A 21,744-nucleotide genomic window follows, 5' to 3' on the forward strand; every position below is an offset into this window, starting at 1 on the left:
GTCACCGCGGCGGCACGATCCCCAGACCCACCAGATGCGCGTCGAGGAATTGTTCAACCTGCTGACGCAGCATCTGGGGCGGCACGGCCACCATGCGCTCCTCCAGACCGAGCGAGATGATTCCGTGCACGGCAGAAAACAAGGTGCGCGACAACAGTGCGATCTTGACGTCATCGGCATCCGGTAGCAGCCGGACCAGGGGTGGATGCATCAGCGCGAAAGCATCCATCACCATCTGCAGGATGTCGTCGGGATAAGGACGGTCGTCCTCCATCCGATGTTCGAACAGCGAGCGCACAAGATTGGCGTGCTCCGCGAAAAATTCGAGATAGGTCTCGGCGAGCCCATAGAGCTGGCGAACGGAGTCCTCAGCCGGAACGCCGCGAAGCCGGGCCGTGAGCGCCTGCACGGTTTCCCGATTGACGGTCAGGATCACCCCGTCAAAGTCGCCGAACTCGTTATAGACGCTGCCAACGGAGCAGCCGGCGGCCTCCGCGACATCCCGAACCTTCAACGATCTCAATCCCTTAGATGCAATAATACCCCGCGCGATCTCCAGGATCTGGAGCCGCCTCCGATTTTTTTTCTGATCTCGCAGCGATTCTTCTTGAACATTGTTCATTTTGAAGCTACTCATGTGAACATTGTTCAAATTAACCTGGAGACCTGCAAAATGCAAACCCTCGCTGTTGATATCGCCGCCACTTTCGTCGATGACGCCATCGTTCTCGTGACTAGCCTTGTCCGCGCCCTGCTGCGGTTCGCCATGAGGCCGATCGATCGCATCGCAAATGCCTGCGACATTGCCGGCGTGCTTGCCGAACGCCGCGCGACCTTCCGGATGTGGCGGGCCAGCCGCGACCGCGCACGTCTCGAAGGCCGCAAGCTCAGCATTCTTGGCCGCCTGTCGCCCTTTCGCCACCTCACCCATCTCACCTGAAGCGCGCGCAGCCTGCACGTTCCGGTCGATTCGAATGCAGGATCTGGTTGCAAGGAAGGACTTACCATGCCCCGACATCGGCATCCGATTTCGTCACCTTCGGCGATGCGGTTCAACTTTTCCTCATCGCCCGACGCGATACCCCAACAGGCGCGAGCTCTCCGCCCGAACTGCAGTCGCGACCAGATATTTGCGAACCTAACGAGGCCACTTGGATACCAACAAGATCAGAGGGACCGAGGGGACAGAGCAGGCGCCGACCATCGTCACCCTGCAATCGTCCGATCCCTATCCTTCCGGTCGTGACGTTTCACCCACTCTGCAAGCACTTCAGGCTGCCTTTCCAAAACAGGACTGATCATGATCAGGGAATTGATGTCGTCACGCCGCTTTGCGCCGCTGTTCTGGGCGCAATTCTTCTCGGCGCTCAATGACAACGTGCTCAAGAACGCGCTCGTCATCATTCTGCTCTACAGTGCGGCAACCGGCCACGGCGACGCGCTGGTGACGGTGGCGGGCGCGGTCTTCATCTTCCCCTATTTCATCCTGTCGGGGCTCGGCGGCCAGCTCGCCGACAAATACGTCAAATCCGTCGTCGCAAGGCGGCTCAAATTCGCCGAGATCTTCGCCGCGGCGTTCGCGGCCGCCGGGTTCTTCCTGCACTCGGTGCCGCTGCTGTTCGCAGCGCTCGCGCTGTTCGGTGTCATCGCCGCCCTGTTCGGGCCCGTGAAATACTCCATGCTTCCGGATCAGCTCGAGCTCGGCGAACTCGCGACCGGCAACGCGCTGGTCGAAGGCGCGACCTTCATGGCCATCCTGCTCGGCACCGTCGCCGGCGGCCAGTTCGTGGCGGGATCGGCGCATATGGGCTGGGTCGCATCGGCCGTGGTCGTGCTGGCCTTGCTGTCCTGGGCGTTCGCTTCCCGCATTCCGCAGACGACACCCTCCGCGCCCGGTCTGCCCGTCGATGCCAATCCCTGGACCTCGACGGTGAGCCTTCTTAAGACCCTGCACGCCGACCACCGGCTGTGGGACGGTACCGTGATCGTCTCCTGGTTCTGGCTCGTCGGCGCTATCGTGCTGTCGCTGCTGCCGGCGCTGGTCAAGGATGTCGTCGGCGGCACCGAGGGCGTGGTGACGCTGTGCCTTGCGATCTTCGCCATCGGCATCGCCATCGGCTCGCTGTTCGCCGCCAGCCTCAGCCACGTTCGACCGAACCTCGCGCTGGTGCCGATCGGTGCCATCATCATGGGGTTTGCCGGCCTCGATCTCGCCTGGGCCATCGGCGTCACCGCCAAGGGCCAGAACCTCACCGCGGCCGATTTCGCGACCTCGTTCGCGGGCCTGCGCATGCTGGCCGACTTCGTCGCCTTCGCGTTCGGCGGCGGCCTGTTCGTCGTTCCCTCCTTCGCCGCGGTCCAGGCCTGGTCGGCGCCATCCGAGCGCGCCCGCATCATTGCCGCCGGCAACGTGCTGCAGGCGGCCTTCATGGTTGTCGGCTCGCTGTTCGTCGCGCTGCTGCAGGCGGCCGGCCTTCATATCGGCTGGATCTTCTTCGGCCTCGGCGTCGCCAGCTTTGGTGCAGTGTGGTTCGTGCTGACCAAATGGGGCAAGGAAGGCGTACGTGATGCCGGCGGACTGCTGTTCCGCGCCCTCTTCCGCACCGAGGTCCGCGGTCTCGAAAACCTGCCGCCTCCGGGCACGCGCATGCTGATCGCACCCAACCATGTCAGCCTGATCGACGGCCCGCTGCTGCACGCCGTGCTGCCGATCGACGCGAGCTTTGCGGTCGACACCGGCATCGCCAAGGCCTGGTGGGCGAAGCCTTTCCTGCGTGTCGTCAAGCACTACACCATGGACCCGACCAAGCCGCTGGCCGCGCGCGACCTGATCAAGCTGGTCGCCGCCGGCGAGCCGGTGGTGATCTTCCCGGAAGGACGCATCACCGTCTCGGGCTCGCTGATGAAGGTCTATGACGGCACCGCGATGATCGCGGACAAGTCAGATGCCGTGGTTGTGCCCGTCCGCATCGAGGGCGCGCAGCGCTCGCATCTCAGCTATCTCAACTCCAGCCAGATCAAGCGCTCGTGGTTTCCGCGGGTGACAGTCACCATCCTGCCGCCGGTCAAGCTTCCGGTCGACCCGGCGCTGAAGGGCAAGGCGCGCCGCAATGCCGCCGGCGCCGCACTTCAGGACGTCATGATCGACGCCATGGTCAAGAACGCGATGCTCGACCACTCGCTGTTCGAGGCGCTCGGGCACGCCTATCGCGATCGCGACACCGGCAAGGTCATCATCGAGGACGCGCTCGGCACCAAGCTGACCTATCGCAAGCTGATCCTCGGCGCGCAGGTCCTGAGCCGGAAGCTGGAGACCGGCACCACCGTCGGCGAAAATGTCGGCGTGCTGCTGCCGAATTCCGCGGGCGTCGCCGTGGTCTTCATGGCGCTGCAGAACATCGGCCGGGTCCCGGCGATGCTCAACTTCTCGGCCGGCCCGGTCAACGTGCTCGCCGCCATGAAGGCCGCCCAGGTCAAGACCGTGCTGACCTCGAAGGCCTTCATCGAGAAGGGCAAGCTCGACAAGCTGATGGCTGCGATCTCCGGAGAAGCCCGGGTCGTCTATTTCGAGGACGTCCGCGGCTCGATCGGCACGGTCGACAAGATCAAGGGCCTGCTCGCCGGCACGACGCCCCGCGTTGTCCGCCAGGCCAGCGATCCGGCCGTGGTGCTGTTCACATCGGGTTCGGAAGGCACGCCAAAGGGCGTGGTGCTGTCCCACCGCAACATCCTCGCCAACGCGGCGCAGGCTTTGGCGCGGGTCGATGCCAACGCCAATGACAAAGTGTTCAACGTGCTGCCGGTATTCCACTCGTTCGGGCTCACCGGCGGCATGATGATGCCGATGCTCGCGGGCATCCCGATCTACATGTATCCCTCGCCGCTGCACTACCGGATCGTGCCCGAGCTGATCTACCAGACCGGCGCAACCATCCTGTTCGGCACCGACACGTTCCTCACCGGCTATGCGCGCTCGGCACATGCCTACGACTTCCGCACCCTTCGCCTCGTGATCGCCGGCGCCGAGGCGGTCAAGGACCGCACGCGGCAGGTCTTCATGGAACGCTACGGCATCCGCATCCTGGAAGGCTATGGCGTCACCGAGACCGCGCCGGTGCTGGCGATGAACACGCCGATGGCAAATCGTCCCGGCACCGTCGGCCGCCTGTCACCGCTCATGGAAAGCCGCCTCGATCCGGTCCCCGGCATCGAGGAGGGTGGACGGCTCTCGGTGCGCGGACCTAACGTAATGCTCGGCTACTTGCGGGCGGAAAATCCCGGCGTGCTCGAAGTGCTTCCCGAGGGCTGGCACGACACCGGCGACATCGTGGCGATCGACCCGGCCGGCTTCATCACCATCAAGGGCCGCGCCAAGCGCTTTGCCAAGATTGCGGGCGAAATGGTGTCACTGTCGGCGGTCGAAGCCATCGCGACCACACTGTGGCCGCAAGCCGGATCGATTGCCGTATCAATCCCTGATCCGCGCAAGGGCGAGCGCATCGTGCTGCTGACGACGGAGAAGAATGCCGAGCGCAGCGCAATGCAGGTCCAGGCCAAGACGATCGGCGCATCCGAGCTGACCGTACCCGCGGCGATCATGGTGGTCGACAAGGTGCCGCTGCTCGGCACCGGCAAGACCGACTACGTCACCGCCACCGCAATGGCCCGCGAGCAGGCGTCAGCGCCGGAGCGCGAGGTGGCGTAAGACACATGCACGAGGCGCCTCAATCAGGCGACGCGCGATGCCCGGGAGTGGTTCTGCTTCATGGCATCGCGCGGACCTCGGCATCCCTGACGAAGCTGGAGCGGGCGCTCCGCGCGGCCGGCTTCGCAACGCTCAACATCGACTATCTCAGCCGCAGCAAGCCGATCGCGGCCCTCGCCGATGATATCCACCCGACAATCTCGGGCTTCGCCAAACGCGACGCGCCTCTGCACTTCGCTGCATATTCGATGGGCGGTCTCGTCACACGCACCTACATCGCCAAATATCGCCCGACAAGACTTGTCAGTGTCGTGATGCTTGGCACGCCGAACGGCGGCAGTGAAGTTGCCGACCTCCTAAGCGGATCGCGCCTCTATCGCGCTTTCTACGGACCCGCGGGACTCGAATTGACGACGGCCCGACCGATGGCCTTCCCCACCGTGGATTATCCCGTCGGCGTGATCGCAGGAAGCCGCTTCATCGACCCCGTCGCCGGACTGTTTATTCTGCCGAAGCCGAACGACGGACGAGTGTCGGTGCAAAGCGCGATGCTTTCCGGCATGACCGACCATGTCGTCGTGAAGGCCTCCCATACCGGGCTTCCGCGTCACGGCGTTGCGATCGCGGAAACGATCGCCTTCCTGCGCGACGGCCGCTTTCAACGGAAGTAACGGCTCACGCTGCCGTCCGCCGCTCCTGTTCATAGCGCACCAGGGCTGCGAAGCGATAGATGCCGTGCACGAACTTGCCGTAGGGCATGGTGATGAACAGCGCGAACACCACGCCGAGATGCAGCGCCAGCAGCGGGCCCATCGCGGCGGTCTCGCGCAGGACCAGAAGCGCCATGCCGGTAAGGCCGGTCAGGAACAGCATGGCGATGAAGCCGACATCCATGCCGTAGCTGAACTCGTCGAGCAGCGCCGGATCACGCCGCATCTTGGCCATGAACAGGCCGACCGGACCGATGATCAGACCTATTCCGCCGAGCGTGCCCAGCACCACCGGCAGGTCCCACCACGGATACGGCGCCTCGCGCGCAAGCAGATAGTGATACAGCGTCGCCACCGAGGTCGCGGCAAAGCACAGCAGGAACCCGTAAAAGGTCAGGTGGTGATAGAATTTGCGCCGGTCGGTCGGCTTGTCGTCCTCGTCGTAACAACCGATGCCGCCGCCATGGAGATAGCGCAGCTCGCCGGCATCGCGGATCGCCTGGAAGATCGAGCCGCCATCGGCCCGGCCGCCGATCGGCGGACCGATGTCGCGCCAGAAGGCGCGCACGCTCATGACCAGCGCAAGGACGGCATAGAGAAACGCGGCGCTGAACAACGCGGCCATGGTGTTGTGCGGCATCAGTTTATAAAAAGCGCCGGGGCCGGTGTGCACGCCGAACAGCACGTTGCGGTCATTCAAGGCTACGAAGCCGAGGATGAAGGAGGCCACGCTGAGCGCGGCGGCGATGCTGATGACGAGTCCGTTGCGGGCGAAGGCGCCGGATAGCGCACCCGGCCAGGCATAGGCGGCATAGGACTCGGCACGCGCGATCGCGAGCGTCTGGGGAACGTTGACGTTGAACTCATGCGGCGGCGAGAACTGGCAATCGACATAGCAGGCGCCGCAGGCGTGGCAGAGATTGGCGAGATAGTTGAGGTCGCCGTCGGAGAAGGCGCGGCGCATCTCCATGGCCGGAAACACCGCGCATAGTCCTTCGCAATAGCGACAGGAATTGCAGACCGTCATCAGACGGTCGGCCTCATCGAGGATTTTGGTTCCGTGCATGGCGCTACTTCGTCAGGCCCTTGCCCTCGAGCCATTTCTGGATCAGGGCTGCGACCTCGAGGTTGTTCTTGTCCATCATGACGAGATGCGAATTACCCTTGATGCCGGCCTTGGGGAGGTCGACGACATCGACGCTGCCGCCGGCCGCCCTAATAGCATCGGCAAAGGCGATACCATTGGCGCGGATCTTGGGCCAGCGAGAGTCCTGCTCGATATAGTCGCCATAGACGATCAGGGTCGGAATGTTCTTCAGCACGTCGGCACGGGCGATGTCGCCGACGCCCGCCGGCTCGATCGCGATCAGCGCCTTGACCTTGTCGGGCCGGGCTTGCGCGACCTTGAAGCCGAAGCTCCCGGCCTGGCTGTGGAACAGGATCACCGAGGGGCCGACGCGATCGATCTCGGCGACATAGGCGGCGACGGTCGCATCATCCGTCGTGGTCCAGCGCGGCACGTTCTGCTTGACGAAATTCTCGTAGCCCTCGACGGGAAACTGATTGCCCGGCAGCAGCTTTCGCTTGGCGGGATCCGGATCGTAGGAGCCGGCGCCGTCGCCGATGCGGAAACGTTCGAACGGATTGGCGGTGGTGAGGAAGACCGGTTCGCTCTTGAAGATATCAGGATATTGTGCCCAGCCGGCGCGACCGCGTTCCACTGCGTCGGAATTATAGACCGCCCACCCCTTGCGCAGGAAATAATTCAGCCAGCCCTCGCGCCCGTCCGGCGTGGTCTCATAGGTGACGCCAGTCAGCCCGCCGCCGTGCCACATCAACAGCGGATAGGTGCCCTTCTCGTTCGCCGGCAGGAAATACTGCACGTACATCTGCTCGACCTGATAGGTGCCGTTGGGGTCGACCTTGGCCGGCACGCCGCCGGGCGTGAACACGACCTCCTTCACCGGCTTGCCGGAGATTTCGACGAGACGCCCGCCGACATGGAACGAGCCCATGTCGCGCAGGCTGATCGGCTCGGCGGCGCAGGCGTGGCCGACGGTCAGCAGCATCGTGAGCGAAGCAATGGCAATGCGTGACATGGTTTCTCCCTCAAGTCTTTTCTTTAGTTCTTCGCATGGCGGGCCGCTTCCCGTCCTGCGATCCGCCCAAACACGCTGCCGATGGTCATGCCCATGCCGGCGGCATAACCCTTGCCGAGCACGTTGCCGGCCATGATCTCGCCGGCCGCGAACATGTTGGCCGCCGGCTTGCCGTCAGCCATCTGCATCCGCGCCTCCTTGTTAACGCGCGTGCCGAGATAGGTGAAGGTGATGCCGGGCCGCACCGGATAAGCGAGATAAGGCGGCGCATCGATTTTGCGCGCCCAGTGCGTCTTCGGCGGCGTGATACCCTCGGTAACGCAGTCGTCCAGGATGGTATGGTCGAAAGTCCCGGGCCGGACCGCCGCGTTGAATTCGGTGATGGTCTTTTCCAACGCGGCCGGATCGAGTTCGAGCTTGCCGGCAAGTTCCGCGACCGTCTGCCCGGCAATCGGCGGGAACAGCGTCGGCATGAAGCTCGTGACGACGGTGGAATCGAAGATTATGTAGGCGATCTGGTCGGGCTGCGCCGCGACCAGGCGGCCCCAGATCGCGTAGCGCTTCGGCCAGATATCCTCGCCCTCGTCATAGAAGCGCCGCGCGTGCTTGTTCACGACGATGCCGAACACGACGGAGTCGTGGCGCGTGATGATCCCGCCGTCGAATTTCGGCGCCCGGGCGTCGATCGCGACCGCATGGCACTGGGTGGGATCGCCGACCTCCTGCACGCCCTTGTCGAGCAGCATCTTCAGGATCGAACCGCGATTATAGGGCGTGCCGCGAATCAGAAAATTATCGGCCGCATCGCCCCAATATTGCTTGAGCCATTCGATGTTGGCCTCAAACCCGCCGGCCGCAGCAACCAGTGAGGTCGCGCGGATCTCGGTTTCGCCACTGATCGCGCGTTTCAGGCGTGCGGCGAGGAACATGCCGTCCTCGATCACGAGGTCGGTGACCTCCGCGTCGTATTCGACATCGACGCCGAGCCGCTCGGCGGTCAGATACAGCGCGTTCAGCATCGCGCGGCCACCGCCGAGGAAGAAGGAATTGGTGCGACCGAGGCTCAGCGTGCCGCCGAGCGAGGGTTGCCAGCGCACGCCCTGCTCCACGATCCAGTTCAGGATGTCCTTGGACTCGCGGATCATGTGGCGCGCGAGCACCTCGTCGGTCTGACCGCCGGTGACGCGCAGCAGGTCTTCCCAGAACTCCTCCTCGGTATAGGGGCCGGTCAGGATGTCGGTGGCCGCATCATGGGCGCAGCGCATGTTGCGGGTGTGGCGGGTGTTTCCGCCGCGGTAGAATTTCGGCGCGCCTTCCAGCACGAGCACCGATGCTCCGCTACGCCGCGCCGCGATCGCCGCACAGAGCGCGGCGTTGCCGCCGCCGATCACCAGCACGTCGTACTTCCTGCTCATGCCATCTGCCTGATGCGACGAAGTTGGAGACATTCTATCCGCAAGCGGGCCCGGTCAACCGTACGCCATTGCGTACTTTTGTATACAAAGATATACAGTAGCCGTGCAAGCGTCATCTCTGCATGGGCAGGATGCGCCTTGCTTCGAGGCAATATGGCGAGGCGCCCGGCAAAGACAGGCGGATCGATCGCGCGCGGGGGCGGCGTGGCGCTTGGCGAAGCGGTATTCCGTTCGCTCTGCGAAGCGCTCCAGGCCGGCAGCTATCGCGCCGGGGACCGCCTGCGAGAGGAAGAGGTCGCGCAGCGGCTCAAGGTCAGCCGCACGCCGGTTCGGGAAGCGCTGGGCCGGCTCGCCGCGCGCGGCTTCGTCGAGCCCGCCGCCGGCCGCGGGCTGATCGTGCGCAGCCTCGATATCTCCGAAGTGCTCGAGCTCTACGCGATGCGCGAGATCATGGAAGGCGCCGCGGCGCGCCTCGCCGCCGAACACGCGTCAAGCACGGAGATCGATGCGCTGCGCGATATCGAGCAGGCCACCGTCGATATCAAGGAGGCCGACGCGACCGAAATGGCGCGCCTCAACCGCGCCTTCCACGAAGCCATCTGCCGGGCCGCCCGCAACCGCTATCTCGACAACGCCTCGCGCGAATTGCAGGACTGGATCGCCCTGCTCGGCCCGACCACCTTCACCGTATCGGGCCGCCCCTCCACCAGCCACCGGGAGCATCAGGCCATCATCGACGCCATCGCCGCCCGCGACGGCGACAAGGCAGAGCAACTCGCGCGTGCCCATATCCGCGAGGCGCTGCGCTGCCGACTCAAGCTGTTGCAGAAGCAGTAGCCTATCGTCGTGCCCGGCGCGGAGCGCGCGCCTCGTCGGCCGCGGCCAGCACAGCGTCGAGCGCTTCGGTCGGACCGCCCAAGGAACGCGTCAAGCGGTTGGCGGCCTTCAGCAGCAGCGAAGTCATCGTCTTGATGTTGTCGCGCGTAAAGCGCGGCTTCGGCCCCGAGAGCGACAAGGCGCCGACACATTTGCGGTCGGGACCAAACACGGGACAGGCGAGCCCAGCGCAATCCGGATCTCGCTCTCCGAACGATACGGCGATGCAGCCCTCGCGGATCTCGTCGTAGGCTTCGCCCTTCTCGCCGTCGAACGCGAGGATGACCCTGCCGGCCGCGCCGCGGTCGAGCGGCAACAGCATGCCGGCCTCAACCCGGTCAAGCGTCGAATGCTGGGAATCGAGGCGAAAGACGCACAGCCGGCGCTTGGCATCATGCCGCACGTGGAACGACGGGCTTTCGCACCCGTCGGCCACGAGTTGCCGCAGCAGGGGCATCACCCGATCATGCAGATTGTTGCTGCGCTGGTAGACCGCTCCGAGCCGGAACGGCGTCGGGCCGAGATGATAGCGACCATCGGCGAACTGCACAAGATAGCCGAATTCCTGCAGCGACGCCATCAGCCGCAGCAGCGTGCTCTTGTACATCTTGGTGCGCCGGGCAAGCTCGGCCAGCGTCATCGGCTCCGGCGCGTCCTCGAAGGCGGCCAGGATGCTCAAGGCACGATCGACGGCGGCGACGCCGGGCGAAGGCATGTCTTCTCCTATTGAGGAAATCCGGAGGGATCGATGAGTTTCGCGATGACGGGAAAATACGCATCGCCCATGCCCTTGTCGATCGTCTCCTCGAAGATCTCGCGCATCAACGCCGCCCCGCGGAGATTCAACCCGGCCTGCGCGCCGAGTTCGAGCGCATAGGAGAGATCCTTCATGGCATATTCGGTCGAGAAGGCACGCAGCGGAAACTCCTTGGCGACGATCGCCTTCATGCCATGGTTGCGCAGCGCGAAGCTGTCCGCCGAGCCCTTCGACAGCGTCTCCAGCAGCAGCTGTGGATCGACGCCGTTGTGCTTGGCCAGCGCGACGGCCTCCGCCAGCGCATTCACCGTCTCGAACAGCACCATGTTGTTGAGAATCTTCGTCACTTGTCCTGCGCCGGTTCCGCCACAGAGTGTGACATCTGTGGCGAAATGCCGGATCAGCGGCTCGACCGCAGCGAACTGCTCGGGCATCGCGCCGACCATGACGCTGAGCGTGCCGTCCTGGGCCGCCTGACGCGTGCGTGCGATCGGCGCATCGATCCAGAGCGCGCCTTTGTCGGCGAGCTGCTTGGCGCACGACCGGGTCTGGCCGACATCGGAGGTGCCGAGATCGATCACGGTCTGGCCGCGCCTGATCTTCGGCAAGATGCTCTCGAACACGGACGTCACGTGCCGGGCGCTGGGCAGACACAGGAAGATCGTCTCGCTGCCACCGACGACATCCCCGATCGACGCCGCCGTGGTCGCCCCGTCAGCGGCGATCCGCGCCAAGGGCTCCTTGGCAAGGTCGAAGGCGAGCACGGTTCGTCCGCTCTTGCGCACCAGGTTGCGACAGATCGGCTCGCCCATGACACCGAGACCGATGAATCCAATTGAATCAGACATTCCGTGCTCTCCGAAGAAATCCTGAAGCCGGGCGGGTGCAATCCCGCCCGGCCCGCGCAGTTACTTGACCAGCGGGCAGCCGCCTTCGCTCATCGGCCGAAACACCTCTTCGCCCGGCTTGGAGCTGACGATTCGATAATAGTCGAACTTGTACTTGGACTCCTCCGGCTTCTTCACCTGGACCAGATACATGGTATGCAGCACGCGCCCGTCCGGGCGGATCGCAACATCCTTGTTGTACATGTCGTTGACTTTCAGCTCGTGCATCTTGGCGGCGACGGCGGTCGCGTCGGTGGTCCCGGCCGCCTTGACGGCAGCGAGGTAGTGATGGACGCCGCTATAAACGCCGGCCTGAACCATGCTGGCGACCTTTCCATCCATCAGGCCGGCATACCGCTTCGACCAGGCCCGGGTTTCTTCGTTGAGGTCCCAGTAGAACGAGGTCGTCACCTGCAGGCCCTGCGTGACCTTCAGCCCGAGCGAGTTGACGTCGGTGATGAAGACGAGCAGGCCGGCCAGCTTCTGCCCGCCCTCGACCACGCCGAATTCACCCGCCTGCTTGATCGCGGTCTGCACGTCCGCGCCTGATGTCGCGAGACCAACGACGTCGGCCTTCGAGGCCTGCGCCTGCAGCAGGAACGAGGCGAAGTCGGCGGTCCCGAGCGGATGCGCGGCCGATCCGATCACCTTGCCGCCCGCGGCCTCGATGAACTTCGTGGCGTCGCGCTGCAGCGCATGGCCGAAGGCATAATCGGCCGTGACGAAATACCAGGTCTTGCCGCCGGCACGCGTGATCGCGTCACTCGTGAGCTTCGACAGCGCGTAGGTGTCGTAGTTGAAGTGGAAGCTGACGGGCGAGCAGGACTTCCCGGTGAAGTCGGACGAGCCGGGACCGGAGATGACGAAGATCCTGTTCTTCTGCTTGGCGACTTCGAGGATGGCAAAGCCGGCAGAAGATGCCGCGCCGTCCGCGATCATGTCGACACCTTCGTTGTCGAACCACTTTCGGGCCGTGGCCGAAGCGATGTCGGGCTTGTTCTGGTGGTCGGCCGAGATGATCTCGATCTTCTTGCCGAGCACCTCGTTGCCGAAATCTTCGGCCGCCAGCTTTGCGGCCGCGACCGAGCCGCGTCCGCCATTGTCGGCGAACACGCCGGACTGGTCGTTGAGCACGCCGATCCTGATGACATTGTCGGCTGCAAATGTGGAGCTCATTTGAGCGGCCAGAACAGCCGCCAACATCCAACGCAATTTCATAACATACGCCTCCCGGTTACAACTTTTGCTTATCGATGATGTCTTGCAGCACCGGCGCGATGTAGCGGCGGAACTGGCCTGGGTTTTCGCTCATCGGAAAATGGCCGAGCCGCTCCATGACGGTCGCCTTTGCGCCGGGGATGCCGGCTGCGGTCCGCAGCGTGTCTTCCGGCGTGCAGGAAAAATCGTATTCGCCGGTCAGCAAGTAGAGCGGGCACTGGTTGACGTCGATGCCACCCGTGCGTCCGCGCAGATCGCCGTCGACGCGATAGAAATAGAGGTCGCCCTTGAAGATGCCGGGGCCACCCTGCTTGTAACCCCACAGCGTCTCGTTGCGAGCGGTCTCTGGTCCATCAGGCGCGATCAAGCCCGACACCAGGGCAGCGCAGACCTCTCCGCCATGGACGTCGGGCCGGTTCAGCCACGCCGTGTCGTACCAGGGCTGCTGGAAGTCCGCCGCCTCCAGGCCGATCAAGGCACGGAAGTCGCGGGCGTGTTCGATGGCGAGATTGAGCACGATGCGGCCCCCGATCGAACAGCCCATCACCACGGGCCGATCCAGCCCGAGGGCGTTGCAGAACGCTCGGATGGTCGCGGTATAGGTCGCGGTTGTCAGCCGGTATTCGCTGCCATATCGGCTATCAGGCGGATTGGACTTGCCGTGCCAGGGCATGTCGAAAGCGATGATGCGGTAGTTCCTGGTGAACTCCTCATCGACCAGCAAATGACGCCATTGCCGCGCATCGGAGCCAGCGGTGTGCAGGCAAACCAGCGGGATGCCGCTGCCGTTCTCCTCGAAATAGATCCGGTTGATCTCACCCTCGATCTCGACATGCACGTAGCGGCCGACGATGGGCTCGATGAAGCCACCGGTCATGACACGCCTCCGAAGCCGTTACGACGCGGCAATGCGAGCAGATCCTTGAAATACTGAAGATGGGTCATGAAGGGATGGATCTCGCCTTCGAGCGTCGCCTCTCCGCGCTTGGTCAACGCCAGCAGATCATGCCAACCCGCTGGCGGGCGTGGCTGCCAATAGGCGGCGAGCGCGGCAGGCGTGGTGCGATAGGCGAAGCGCCAGGATCGCATCAACGCAGGAGCCCGCGCCATATCCACGATCTGCCCGGCGCGGATTGTGACGTGGAACGGCTGCGTGCTCGGCCCGAGCAGGCAATCGACGTCGAGCCAGCGACCGCGAGCCGTCAACGCCGCGTCCCGCGCCAGCAGAGCCGGGATCGCCGCAAAGGCCGCAACGACGGCGTCGGCGCTGGATGAGATCGGCGCATCAATGCTTTGGCCGCCGCGCTCAGATGACATCGCTTCACCCCCGTGATTGATCGTTCTATCTATCAGAACGTTATTCTATTTTAATAATAGTTCTATACAGGCCTCGCACGTGAACTCAAGTCCCCCTGCTTGGACCAGGCTGCCACAAAGGCCCAACCGTGGATCTTTATCGATCGCCGTCAGGCAAGCACGTCGGCCACGATCGCCTTCAACACGCGCTGCACATCGGCTGGCGTGAGCCGCACCTGCAATCCCCGCTGGCCGCCATTGAGATAGACCAGATCATGCGCAAGCGCGCTCTGCTCGATCACGGTGCGGACCAGCTTGCGCTGCCCGAACGGGCTGATGCCGCCGACCTTGTAGCCCGTGAGGCGCTCGGCCTCCGGCGGCTTCATCATCTGCGCCGACTTGCCGCTCACGGCTGCGGCGAGCTTCTTCATCGACACTTCCTGGTCGGACGGCACGACGACGCAGACCGGCTTGCCGTCGACCTGCGCCATCAGCGTCTTGAGAACGCGCGCCGGGTCTTCGCCGAGCGCGGCGGCCGCCTGAAGGCCGATGCTCTCGGCTTCAGGATCGTAGTCGTAGGTGTGAACGGTGAAGGCAACACCGGCGGCATCAAGCGCGCGTGTGGCTGGGGTGACTTTGGACATAAGCTATGTCTATCACCGTCATTGCGAGGAACGAAACGACGCAGCAATCCAGAAACCCACCGCAGAGGCAGTCTGGATTGCTTCGCTTCGCTCGCAATGACGATTGTGGGCACGCATGCGCGCCACACATGCGCTGTCGTCCCCGCCGAACTCCGCCGGCGGAGTGCTACTCCGCCGCGTCCCGCATCTCCGCGCGTTCGGCTCTGGCCGCACAGAATTTGAACTCCGGAATCTTGCCGAACGGATCGAGCGCCGGGTTGGTCAGCAGGTTCGCCGCAGCCTCCGCGTAGCAGAACGGCATGAACACCATGTTCTCCGGCACGTCGCGGTCGGAGCGGACCTTGACCTCGACCGCGCCACGGCGGGTCTCCAGGCGAATGAAATCGCCGGGGACGAGCCTTTTCCTATGCATGTCCTTCGGCGACATGAAGGCGACGGCCTCGGGCTCGATCTGGTCGAGCACCTGCGCGCGGCGTGTCATCGAGCCGGTGTGCCAGTGCTCCAGCACGCGGCCGGTCGAAAGCACCATGGGATATTCGGCATCGGGAATCTCGTCCGGCGGGATCACCTTGGCCGGCACGATCTTGCCGCGGCCGCTCGCAGTCGGGAAACCCGTGGTGAAGATGATCTCGTTGCCGGGCACGTCGGGGCCGTCGACTGGATAAGTGACGGCGCCTTCGCGCACCAGCCGCTCCCAGGTGATGTTCTTCAGCGACGGCATCAACTGCGCCATCTCGGTGAAGACGTCGCCGGGACCGGCATAATTCCACGGCAGGCCCATGCGCTTGCCGATCTCCTGAATGATCCAGAGATCCTGCCGCGCATCGCCCGGGGGCTTGATTACCTGGCGCGCGAGCTGCACGCGGCGGTCGGTGTTGGTGAAGGAGCCTTCCTTCTCGGCGAACGCCGAGGCCGGCAGGATGACGTCGGCATGGAACGCCGTCTCGGTGACGAAGAGATCCTGCACCACGAGATGATCGAGCATGGCGAGCGCCTGGCGCGCATGCTGCAGGTCGGGGTCGGACATCGCGGGATTCTCGCCCTCGATATACATGCCCGTGATCTCGCCGGCATGGATCGCATTCATGATCTCGACCACGGTCAGGCCGCGGACGGGATCGAGATCCTGCTGCCAGAGCTTTTCGAAGCTACCGCGCAGATCGTCGCGGCCCACCGGCTGATAATCCGGCAGGAACATCGGGATCAGACCGGCGTCGGAGGCGCCTTGCACGTTGTTCTGGCCGCGCAAGGGATGCAGGCCGGTGCCGGGACGGCCGACCTGGCCGGTGATCAGCGCCAGCGCGATCAGGCAGCGCGCGTTGTCGGTGCCGTGGACGTGCTGGCTGATGCCCATGCCCCAGAAGATGATCGACGATTTTGCACGCGCGTAGGTCCGTGCCACCTCGCGCAGGGTCTGCGCCGGGATGCCGCAGATCGCCTCCATCTTCTCCGGCGTGAATTCCTTGATCTTCTCCTTGAGGTCCTCGAACCCCTCGGTGTAGCCGGCAATGTACTGGTCGTCGGTCAGGCCTTCGGTGATGATCGTGTGGATCATCGCGTTCAGCATCGCGACGTCGGAGCCCGGCTTGAACTGCAGATGCTTCGTCGCGTGACGCGACAGTGTCTGCCGCCGCGGGTCCATCACGAACAGCTTGGCGCCGTTCTGCTTGACCGCGTTCTTGATGAAGGTCGCGGCAACCGGGTGGTTCACGGTCGGATTGGCGCCGATCACGATAATGACCTCGGCGTCCATGGCCGCCGAGAACGGCGCCGACACCGCGCCCGAGCTCAGGCCCTCGAACAGCGCCGCGACCGAAGAGGCGTGGCACAGCCGGGTGCAATGGTCGACGTTGTTGGAGCCGAAACCGGTGCGCACCAGCTTCTGGAACAGATAGGCCTCTTCGTTCGAGCCCTTGGCCGAGCCGAAGCCGGCCAGCGCCTTCACGCCCTTCTCGTCGCGGATCTTGACGAGGCCCTTGGCGGCGATGTCGAGCGCTTCTTCCCAGCTCGCCTCACGGAAGTGGGTGAAGGGATTGGCCGGATCGACCTGGTCGTTGGAATCCTTCTTCGCGTTCGGCAGCCGCACCAGCGGCTTTGTAAGACGATGCGGATGGTGGATGTAGTCGAAGCCGAAGCGGCCCTTCACGCAAAGACGGTTGTGATTGGCGGGACCATCGCGGCCCTCCGCATAGATCACCTTCTCGTCCTTGACCTCATAAGTCACCTGACAGCCGACGCCGCAGAACGGGCAGAGCGAGTCCACCTTCCTGTCGGCGTAGGTGACGCGGGTCTGCTTGTCGTCGAGCATCACGGCCGGCATCAATGCACCGGTCGGGCAGGCCTGAACGCATTCGCCGCAGGCGACACAAGTGGACTCGCCCATGGGATCGTCAAAGTCGAACACGATCTTCGAGCCATGGCTGCGATAAGCCATGCCGATGACGTCGTTGACCTGGACTTCGCGACACGCGCGCACGCACAGGCCGCACTGGATGCAGGCATCGAGATTGACGCGCATCGCCGGATGGCTGGCGTCGGTTGCCCAACGCTCGGCAGCGGGGAAGCGGCTCTCGGTAACGCCTGTCGTCTCGGCCCAGTGCCAGAACTTCGAATCCGGATCGTGGCTGGTCTCGCGCGCCGGCTGGTCGGCGACGAGCAGCTCCATCACCATCTTCTGCGCCGAGACCGCGCGAGCGCTCTCGGTCTTGACCTTCATGCCGACGGACGGCGTGCGCTTGCAGGACGCGGCGAGCACGCGCTCACCCTCGATCTCGACCATGCAGGCGCGGCAATTGCCGTCGGGCCGATAATCCGGCACGGGTGAATAGCAGAGATGCGGAATCTCGCGCCCGCCGCGTTTTGCGACTTGCCAGATCGTCTCGCCGGGATTGGCCTCGACCTGCTTGCCGTCGAGCTCGAACGTAATCTTGGTCATTCGGCCGCTTCCTTGAACTCGTCAGGGAAATATTTGATCACAGTGGACAGCGGATTCGATGCCGCCTGGCCGAGCCCGCAGATCGAGGCATCGCGCATCGCCTGGCTCAATTCTTCCAGAAGTGCGCGGTTCCAGACCGGCTGCTGCATCAGCTGCGCCGCCTTCTGGGTTCCGACGCGACACGGCGTACACTGGCCGCAGCTCTCGTCCTCGAAGAACTTCATCAGGTTCAGGGCCGCCGCGCGCACGCTGTCCTTCTGGGACAAGATCACGATCGCGGCCGAACCGATGAAGCAGCCGTATTTTTCCAGCGTGCCGAAATCGAGCGGGATGTCGTCCATCGACGCCGGCAGAATGCCACCGGACGCACCGCCCGGCAGGTACGCGTAGAATTGATGGCCGTCGGCCATGCCGCCGCAATATTCGTCGATCAGCTCGCGCACGGTGATGCCCGCTGGCGCCAGCTTCATACCGGGATTTTTCACGCGACCCGAGACCGAGAAGCTGCGCAGGCCATGACGCTCGTGGCGGCCATGGCCCTTCCACCAGTCGGCACCCTTCTCGACGATGTCGCGCACCCACCACAGCGTCTCGATGTTGTTGATCAGCGTCGGCAGGCCGAACAGGCCGACCTGGAACGGATAAGGCGGCTTGTGCCGGGGCAGGCCGCGCTTGCCCTCGATGCTTTCCAGCAGCGAGGATTCCTCGCCGCAGATATAGGCGCCGGCGCCGCGGCGCATGTGCAGCGTCGGACCGCCCGGCGGCAGCTTTGCGATCTCGCGCTCCAGGATCTCGCGCGAGGCCGGATATTCATCGCGCAGATAGATGTAGACGTCCGAGGCCTGCACCACATAAGCGCCGATCAGCATGCCCTCGATGAAGCGATGCGGATCGCTTTCGAGATAGACGCGGTCCTTGAAGGTGCCCGGCTCGCCCTCGTCGCCGTTGATCGCCATCAGCCGCGGACCGGGCTCGCCGAGCACGGCGCGCCATTTGCGCCCCGTCGGGAAGCCGGCGCCGCCGAGGCCACGCAGCGAGGCGTCGTCGAGCCCCTTCAGGAGATCGTCCTTGGACAATTCGCCCGAGCGCACGCGGTTGAGGAGCTTGTAGCCGCCGCCAGCGACATAGGCGTCGTAGTCGACATATTTGGACAGATGGGCGTGGGTATCGCCGGCCTTCGCGGCCGCCATCACATTGGCGACGGTCGCATGATCGACGAAGTTGTGGCCGACTTCCGCGGCTGGCGCAGTGTCGCAGCGGCCGACACAGGGTGCGCGGACGACGCGGATGCCGGGACCCGATGCGCTCTGCAGATCCTCGAGCAGCTTCTCACCGCCCAGCATCGCGCAGGTCAGCGAATCGCAGACGCGGATCGTCAGCGGTGCGATATCAGGCTCGCCTTCCTTCACGATGTCGAAATGCGCGTAGAAAGTCGCGGTCTCGAACACCTCGGCAAAGGCGAGCTTCATCTCGTCGGCAAGCGCGGCCAGATGCGCGGCAGAGATCTGGTGATATTTGTCCTGGATCAGGTGCAGATATTCGATCAGGAGATCGCGCCGCCGCGGCTTGTCGCCGAGCAATTGCTCGATCTCATGGGAGGCGGTGGGATCGATCTGCCGCCCCTTGGGCGTGGCCTTGGCGCGCCGGCGCCCCTCGCCGGGATGCTCGAACGAGCGGACCTTGTGCACGTCGTGGCTCATCGATTCGTCTCGATCTCGTGTTTTAGAACCGCTCCACTTCTAACTTCTGGCATGCCAGATGCCAAGTAAATTATCGTGCTCGCGGAAGAAGTTAAGTCCAGGCCAAGGATGCCATTGAAGCGGGCAGCTGCGCGGCTTCGCGCTCGTCCAGGGGTCCGGCAGACAAACGAAGCCTGAATTGGCCCGGAGATCAATAAAGGCTTCCTATGCTGCGATAGCGAAATCGTATCGAATTCGCGCTCCCGGGGCGACGGGTGCCCCTCCATGCCTCGAAGCAGCCGGTCAGCTTTTGCCCATGCACTCCTCGATATAGAACCAGCGATCGTCGCCCGCGAGGCCCTTGGCCTTCACATCCTTGCGGCAATCCTTGAGCTTCGACTTGTTGGCGCTCCACTTGGCCTTCATGTCCTTGAGCTTCTGCGCGGTCAGCTTGATCTTGCCGGGCTTGGCCTCGGTCGCGGCGGGCTGCGTTACAGCTGGTGCCGCGGCGGTCTGTGCGGACGCGGATTGCAGGGCGCCGGCGACGAGCAGCACGGCGGCGGCATAAACGAGCTTACGAACCATCGAATTCCCCCGGGGGTTGTTTTGAAGCAATCGAAATGAGCGGCGGGCGCGCATGGTGCGCTCCCGCCGCGATGAAGGCGCGATCAGAAGATCTTGACCGCGCTCTCCAGCGTCTTCCACACGCCCCAAGCCAGCGGCACGCCGACGAAGGCCCAGAACAGCGCCGCCTTGGCGTCAAGCCCGCCAAACCCGATGCCATAGGAGCCGTGCGGCCCCGCCGCGGCGGCGCTGGCACTCGCTGCCTGCAACTTGGCGACGTCGGCCTCCTTCATGTGCCATTTCGAATCGACCGGCTTGATCAGGTAGTTGCAGATCAGGCCTGCGATCAGCATCGCGCAGAGGATGTACATCGTCGTGTTGTAGAGCTGGTCGCGCGGCACGCCCGCCGCGAGCTGGAATTCGCGGATGTAGTTGACCACGACGGGGCCGATGATGCCGGCCGTCGACCAGGCCGTCAGCAGCCGGCCGTGGATGGCGCCGACGAACTGGGTGCCGAACATGTCCGCAAGATAGGCCGGCACGGTCGCGAAGCCGCCGCCGTACATCGACAGAATGATGCCGAAACCGAGCACGAACAGCAACTTCGAGCCCATCGCCGCGAAGGTCGGCGCCAGCGCATAGAGCACGATGCCGAGGATGAAGAACGTATAGTAGGTGTTCTTGCGCCCGATCTTGTCCGACAGCGACGCCCAGAAGAAGCGGCCGCCGATGTTGAACAGCGACAGCAAGCCGGCGAAGCCCGCGGCGATCGCGGCGATCTGCGCCTTCTGCCCGGCATCGAGCGCATTGAAGCCGACGTTCGGAAGGCCGATCAGCTTGCCGCCGAAGATCTCTTGCAGCATGGGCGAAGCCATGCCGATCACGCCGATGCCAGCCGACACGTTCAGGCACAGCACCCACCAGATCAGCCAGAACTGCGGGGTCTTGTGCGCATCGTTGAGATGAACGTTGTTCTTCGAGATCATCGCGTTGTCTTTGGATGGCGGAGTCCAGCCCTCGGGCTGCCAGCCGGGCGGCGGCAGGCGATAACGGAACGCGCCGATCATCATGAATACGAAGTAGATGACCCCCATCGCGACGAACGTCTCCCAGACGCCGACCGAGGTCGGGCTCTTGAAGTAGTTCATCAGAAGGTTCGCCAGCGGCGCGCCGATCATGGCACCGCCGCCGAAGCCCATGATGGCCATACCGGTCGCCATGCCGCGGCGATCGGGAAACCATTTGACGAGCGTGGACACCGGCGAGATGTAGCCAAGGCCGAGCCCGATGCCGCCGATCACGCCGGAACCCAGCCACAACAGCCAGAGTTGATGAGTGTAAACCCCGATCGCACCGAGGAAGAGGCCGCCGCACCAGCACAGCGCCGAGACGAAGCCCGCCTTGCGCGGGCCCACCCGCTCCAACCAGCCGCCCCAGACCGCAGCCGCGATACCGAGCAGCACGAAGAACAGGGTGTACATCCATCCCATGCTGGCGACTTTCCAGTCGCAGCTGGTCGTGAACAGTTCCTGCCACAGCGACATGTCCGGGCAGGCCTTCGGCGCGGTCAAACCGATCGCGCGCGACAGCGGCAGCCAGAACACCGAGAAGCCGTAGGCCATGCCGATGCAGAGATGGATGCACAGCGCCGCCGGCGGCACCAGCCAGCGATTGAAGCCGGCGGTCGCGATCGTGCGTTCTCGATCGAGAAAGCCGGAAGCACCAACCGGTGCAAGAACGGTATCGGCGGTCGTCATAAGCATTACCTCCCAAGCGCGGCCTTGCCGGCACATCGGTTTGAGACCGTTCATACGCGTGCTTGGCAGCCGCGCATGACAGGTCGGTCTTCATTCATGCTGAAGTGGAATCGTGTGGCGCGCACTGCGTCTGTGCGCGAGCAAGCAACTGATCGCGGGCGACGTCCCTTCGCCTGCCAACAGCGTTGCAGTGACGGCTGTC

The 21,744-nt window shown here is 64.1% G+C and carries 17 protein-coding genes; 3 read left to right on the forward strand and 14 right to left on the reverse strand.

Features of this window, described 5'->3' with window-relative positions; translation table 11 throughout:
* Position 1: 1 nt before the first annotated feature.
* The gene (locus tag C7G42_RS23680) at positions 2–622 is read right to left on the reverse strand and encodes a TetR/AcrR family transcriptional regulator (RefSeq protein ID WP_199581108.1); all 621 of its coding nucleotides are present in this window, start codon (positions 620–622) and stop codon (positions 2–4) included.
* Positions 623–1,300: 678 nt separating this feature from the next.
* On the opposite strand from C7G42_RS23680, the gene C7G42_RS23685 reads away from it, so the two are divergent.
* Positions 1,301–4,705, forward strand: a complete 3,405-nt coding sequence (locus C7G42_RS23685) for an acyl-[ACP]--phospholipid O-acyltransferase (RefSeq protein ID WP_106951342.1) — start codon at positions 1,301–1,303, stop codon at positions 4,703–4,705.
* Between the two features lie 5 nt (positions 4,706–4,710).
* Positions 4,711–5,376 carry an esterase/lipase family protein gene (locus C7G42_RS23690; RefSeq protein WP_106951343.1) on the forward strand — a complete coding sequence of 222 codons (666 nt, stop codon included), beginning with the start codon at positions 4,711–4,713 and terminating at the stop codon, positions 5,374–5,376.
* Between the two features lie 4 nt (positions 5,377–5,380).
* Here the strand turns inward: C7G42_RS23690 and tcuB are convergent, their stop codons facing one another.
* Genes tcuB through tcuA form a run of 3 tightly spaced genes read right to left on the reverse strand, consistent with a single transcriptional unit; the run spans position 5,381 to position 8,929 of the window.
* Positions 5,381–6,481: a tricarballylate utilization 4Fe-4S protein TcuB gene (gene tcuB / locus C7G42_RS23695; protein ID WP_106951344.1), complete on the reverse strand. Its 1,101-nt coding sequence runs from the start codon at positions 6,479–6,481 to the stop codon at positions 5,381–5,383.
* 4 nt (positions 6,482–6,485) lie between these two features.
* On the reverse strand, positions 6,486–7,514 hold the full coding sequence (locus C7G42_RS23700; RefSeq protein ID WP_106951345.1) for an alpha/beta hydrolase: 1,029 nt from the start codon (positions 7,512–7,514) through the stop codon (positions 6,486–6,488).
* A 23-nt stretch (positions 7,515–7,537) separates the two neighbouring features.
* Positions 7,538–8,929 carry an FAD-dependent tricarballylate dehydrogenase TcuA gene (gene tcuA / locus C7G42_RS23705; protein ID WP_106951346.1) on the reverse strand — a complete coding sequence of 464 codons (1,392 nt, stop codon included), beginning with the start codon at positions 8,927–8,929 and terminating at the stop codon, positions 7,538–7,540.
* A 153-nt stretch (positions 8,930–9,082) separates the two neighbouring features.
* Here tcuA and C7G42_RS23710 point away from each other — a divergent pair, with 153 nt between their 5' ends.
* Positions 9,083–9,766: a GntR family transcriptional regulator gene (locus C7G42_RS23710; protein WP_106951347.1), complete on the forward strand. Its 684-nt coding sequence runs from the start codon at positions 9,083–9,085 to the stop codon at positions 9,764–9,766.
* Position 9,767: 1 nt separating this feature from the next.
* Here the strand turns inward: C7G42_RS23710 and C7G42_RS23715 are convergent, their stop codons facing one another.
* From C7G42_RS23715 to C7G42_RS23760, 10 genes are all read right to left on the reverse strand, one after another.
* A complete protein-coding gene (locus C7G42_RS23715; protein WP_106951348.1) occupies positions 9,768–10,520 on the reverse strand; it encodes an IclR family transcriptional regulator in 753 nt (250 codons plus the stop codon).
* A gap of 8 nt (positions 10,521–10,528) precedes the next feature.
* Positions 10,529–11,410 (reverse strand): NAD(P)-dependent oxidoreductase, encoded by an 882-nt coding sequence (locus C7G42_RS23720; RefSeq protein WP_106951349.1) that lies wholly within the window; start codon positions 11,408–11,410, stop codon positions 10,529–10,531.
* A 60-nt stretch (positions 11,411–11,470) separates the two neighbouring features.
* Complete coding sequence (locus tag C7G42_RS23725) at positions 11,471–12,625, reverse strand: ABC transporter substrate-binding protein (RefSeq protein ID WP_245427899.1); 1,155 nt, start codon at positions 12,623–12,625, stop codon at positions 11,471–11,473.
* 58 nt (positions 12,626–12,683) lie between these two features.
* Complete coding sequence (locus tag C7G42_RS23730) at positions 12,684–13,544, reverse strand: alpha/beta fold hydrolase (RefSeq protein ID WP_106951351.1); 861 nt, start codon at positions 13,542–13,544, stop codon at positions 12,684–12,686.
* A complete protein-coding gene (locus C7G42_RS23735; RefSeq protein WP_106951352.1) occupies positions 13,541–13,984 on the reverse strand; it encodes a hypothetical protein in 444 nt (147 codons plus the stop codon). The genes C7G42_RS23730 and C7G42_RS23735 overlap by 4 nt, the downstream gene beginning before the upstream one ends.
* Before the next feature lie 149 nt (positions 13,985–14,133).
* A complete protein-coding gene (gene ybaK / locus C7G42_RS23740; protein WP_106951353.1) occupies positions 14,134–14,607 on the reverse strand; it encodes a Cys-tRNA(Pro) deacylase in 474 nt (157 codons plus the stop codon).
* Between the two features lie 166 nt (positions 14,608–14,773).
* A complete protein-coding gene (fdhF, locus tag C7G42_RS23745) occupies positions 14,774–17,542 on the reverse strand; it encodes a formate dehydrogenase subunit alpha (protein WP_106951354.1) in 2,769 nt (922 codons plus the stop codon).
* Positions 17,539–19,242, reverse strand: a complete 1,704-nt coding sequence (locus C7G42_RS23750) for an NADH-ubiquinone oxidoreductase-F iron-sulfur binding region domain-containing protein (RefSeq protein ID WP_106951355.1) — start codon at positions 19,240–19,242, stop codon at positions 17,539–17,541. The genes fdhF and C7G42_RS23750 overlap by 4 nt, the downstream gene beginning before the upstream one ends.
* Before the next feature lie 282 nt (positions 19,243–19,524).
* On the reverse strand, positions 19,525–19,806 hold the full coding sequence (locus tag C7G42_RS23755) for a hypothetical protein (protein WP_106951356.1): 282 nt from the start codon (positions 19,804–19,806) through the stop codon (positions 19,525–19,527).
* 83 nt (positions 19,807–19,889) lie between these two features.
* The gene (locus C7G42_RS23760; RefSeq protein WP_106951357.1) at positions 19,890–21,542 is read right to left on the reverse strand and encodes an OFA family MFS transporter; all 1,653 of its coding nucleotides are present in this window, start codon (positions 21,540–21,542) and stop codon (positions 19,890–19,892) included.
* Positions 21,543–21,744 lie beyond the last annotated feature (202 nt).

The organism is Bradyrhizobium sp. MOS003, from assembly GCF_003020125.1.
GTDB lineage: Bacteria > Pseudomonadota > Alphaproteobacteria > Rhizobiales > Xanthobacteraceae > Bradyrhizobium.

What these genes read in the sequence shown, in the direction of transcription:
- C7G42_RS23755 (WP_106951356.1), bottom strand. Translation starts at nt 19,806, where the DNA reads ATGGTTCGTAAGCTCGTTTATGCCGCCGCCGTGCTGCTCGTCGCCGGC.
- C7G42_RS23750 (WP_106951355.1), bottom strand. Translation starts at nt 19,242, where the DNA reads ATGAGCCACGACGTGCACAAGGTCCGCTCGTTCGAGCATCCCGGCGAG.
- C7G42_RS23700 (WP_106951345.1), bottom strand. Translation starts at nt 7,514, where the DNA reads ATGTCACGCATTGCCATTGCTTCGCTCACGATGCTGCTGACCGTCGGC.
- C7G42_RS23710 (WP_106951347.1), top strand. Translation starts at nt 9,083, where the DNA reads ATGGCGAGGCGCCCGGCAAAGACAGGCGGATCGATCGCGCGCGGGGGC.
- ybaK (WP_106951353.1), bottom strand. Translation starts at nt 14,607, where the DNA reads ATGTCCAAAGTCACCCCAGCCACACGCGCGCTTGATGCCGCCGGTGTT.
- C7G42_RS23680 (WP_199581108.1), bottom strand. Translation starts at nt 622, where the DNA reads ATGAACAATGTTCAAGAAGAATCGCTGCGAGATCAGAAAAAAAATCGG.
- C7G42_RS23725 (WP_245427899.1), bottom strand. Translation starts at nt 12,625, where the DNA reads ATGAGCTCCACATTTGCAGCCGACAATGTCATCAGGATCGGCGTGCTC.
- tcuB (WP_106951344.1), bottom strand. Translation starts at nt 6,481, where the DNA reads ATGCACGGAACCAAAATCCTCGATGAGGCCGACCGTCTGATGACGGTC.
- C7G42_RS23760 (WP_106951357.1), bottom strand. Translation starts at nt 21,542, where the DNA reads ATGACGACCGCCGATACCGTTCTTGCACCGGTTGGTGCTTCCGGCTTT.
- C7G42_RS23720 (WP_106951349.1), bottom strand. Translation starts at nt 11,410, where the DNA reads ATGTCTGATTCAATTGGATTCATCGGTCTCGGTGTCATGGGCGAGCCG.
- C7G42_RS23685 (WP_106951342.1), top strand. Translation starts at nt 1,301, where the DNA reads ATGATCAGGGAATTGATGTCGTCACGCCGCTTTGCGCCGCTGTTCTGG.
- fdhF (WP_106951354.1), bottom strand. Translation starts at nt 17,542, where the DNA reads ATGACCAAGATTACGTTCGAGCTCGACGGCAAGCAGGTCGAGGCCAAT.
- tcuA (WP_106951346.1), bottom strand. Translation starts at nt 8,929, where the DNA reads ATGAGCAGGAAGTACGACGTGCTGGTGATCGGCGGCGGCAACGCCGCG.
- C7G42_RS23735 (WP_106951352.1), bottom strand. Translation starts at nt 13,984, where the DNA reads ATGTCATCTGAGCGCGGCGGCCAAAGCATTGATGCGCCGATCTCATCC.
- C7G42_RS23715 (WP_106951348.1), bottom strand. Translation starts at nt 10,520, where the DNA reads ATGCCTTCGCCCGGCGTCGCCGCCGTCGATCGTGCCTTGAGCATCCTG.
- C7G42_RS23690 (WP_106951343.1), top strand. Translation starts at nt 4,711, where the DNA reads ATGCACGAGGCGCCTCAATCAGGCGACGCGCGATGCCCGGGAGTGGTT.
- C7G42_RS23730 (WP_106951351.1), bottom strand. Translation starts at nt 13,544, where the DNA reads ATGACCGGTGGCTTCATCGAGCCCATCGTCGGCCGCTACGTGCATGTC.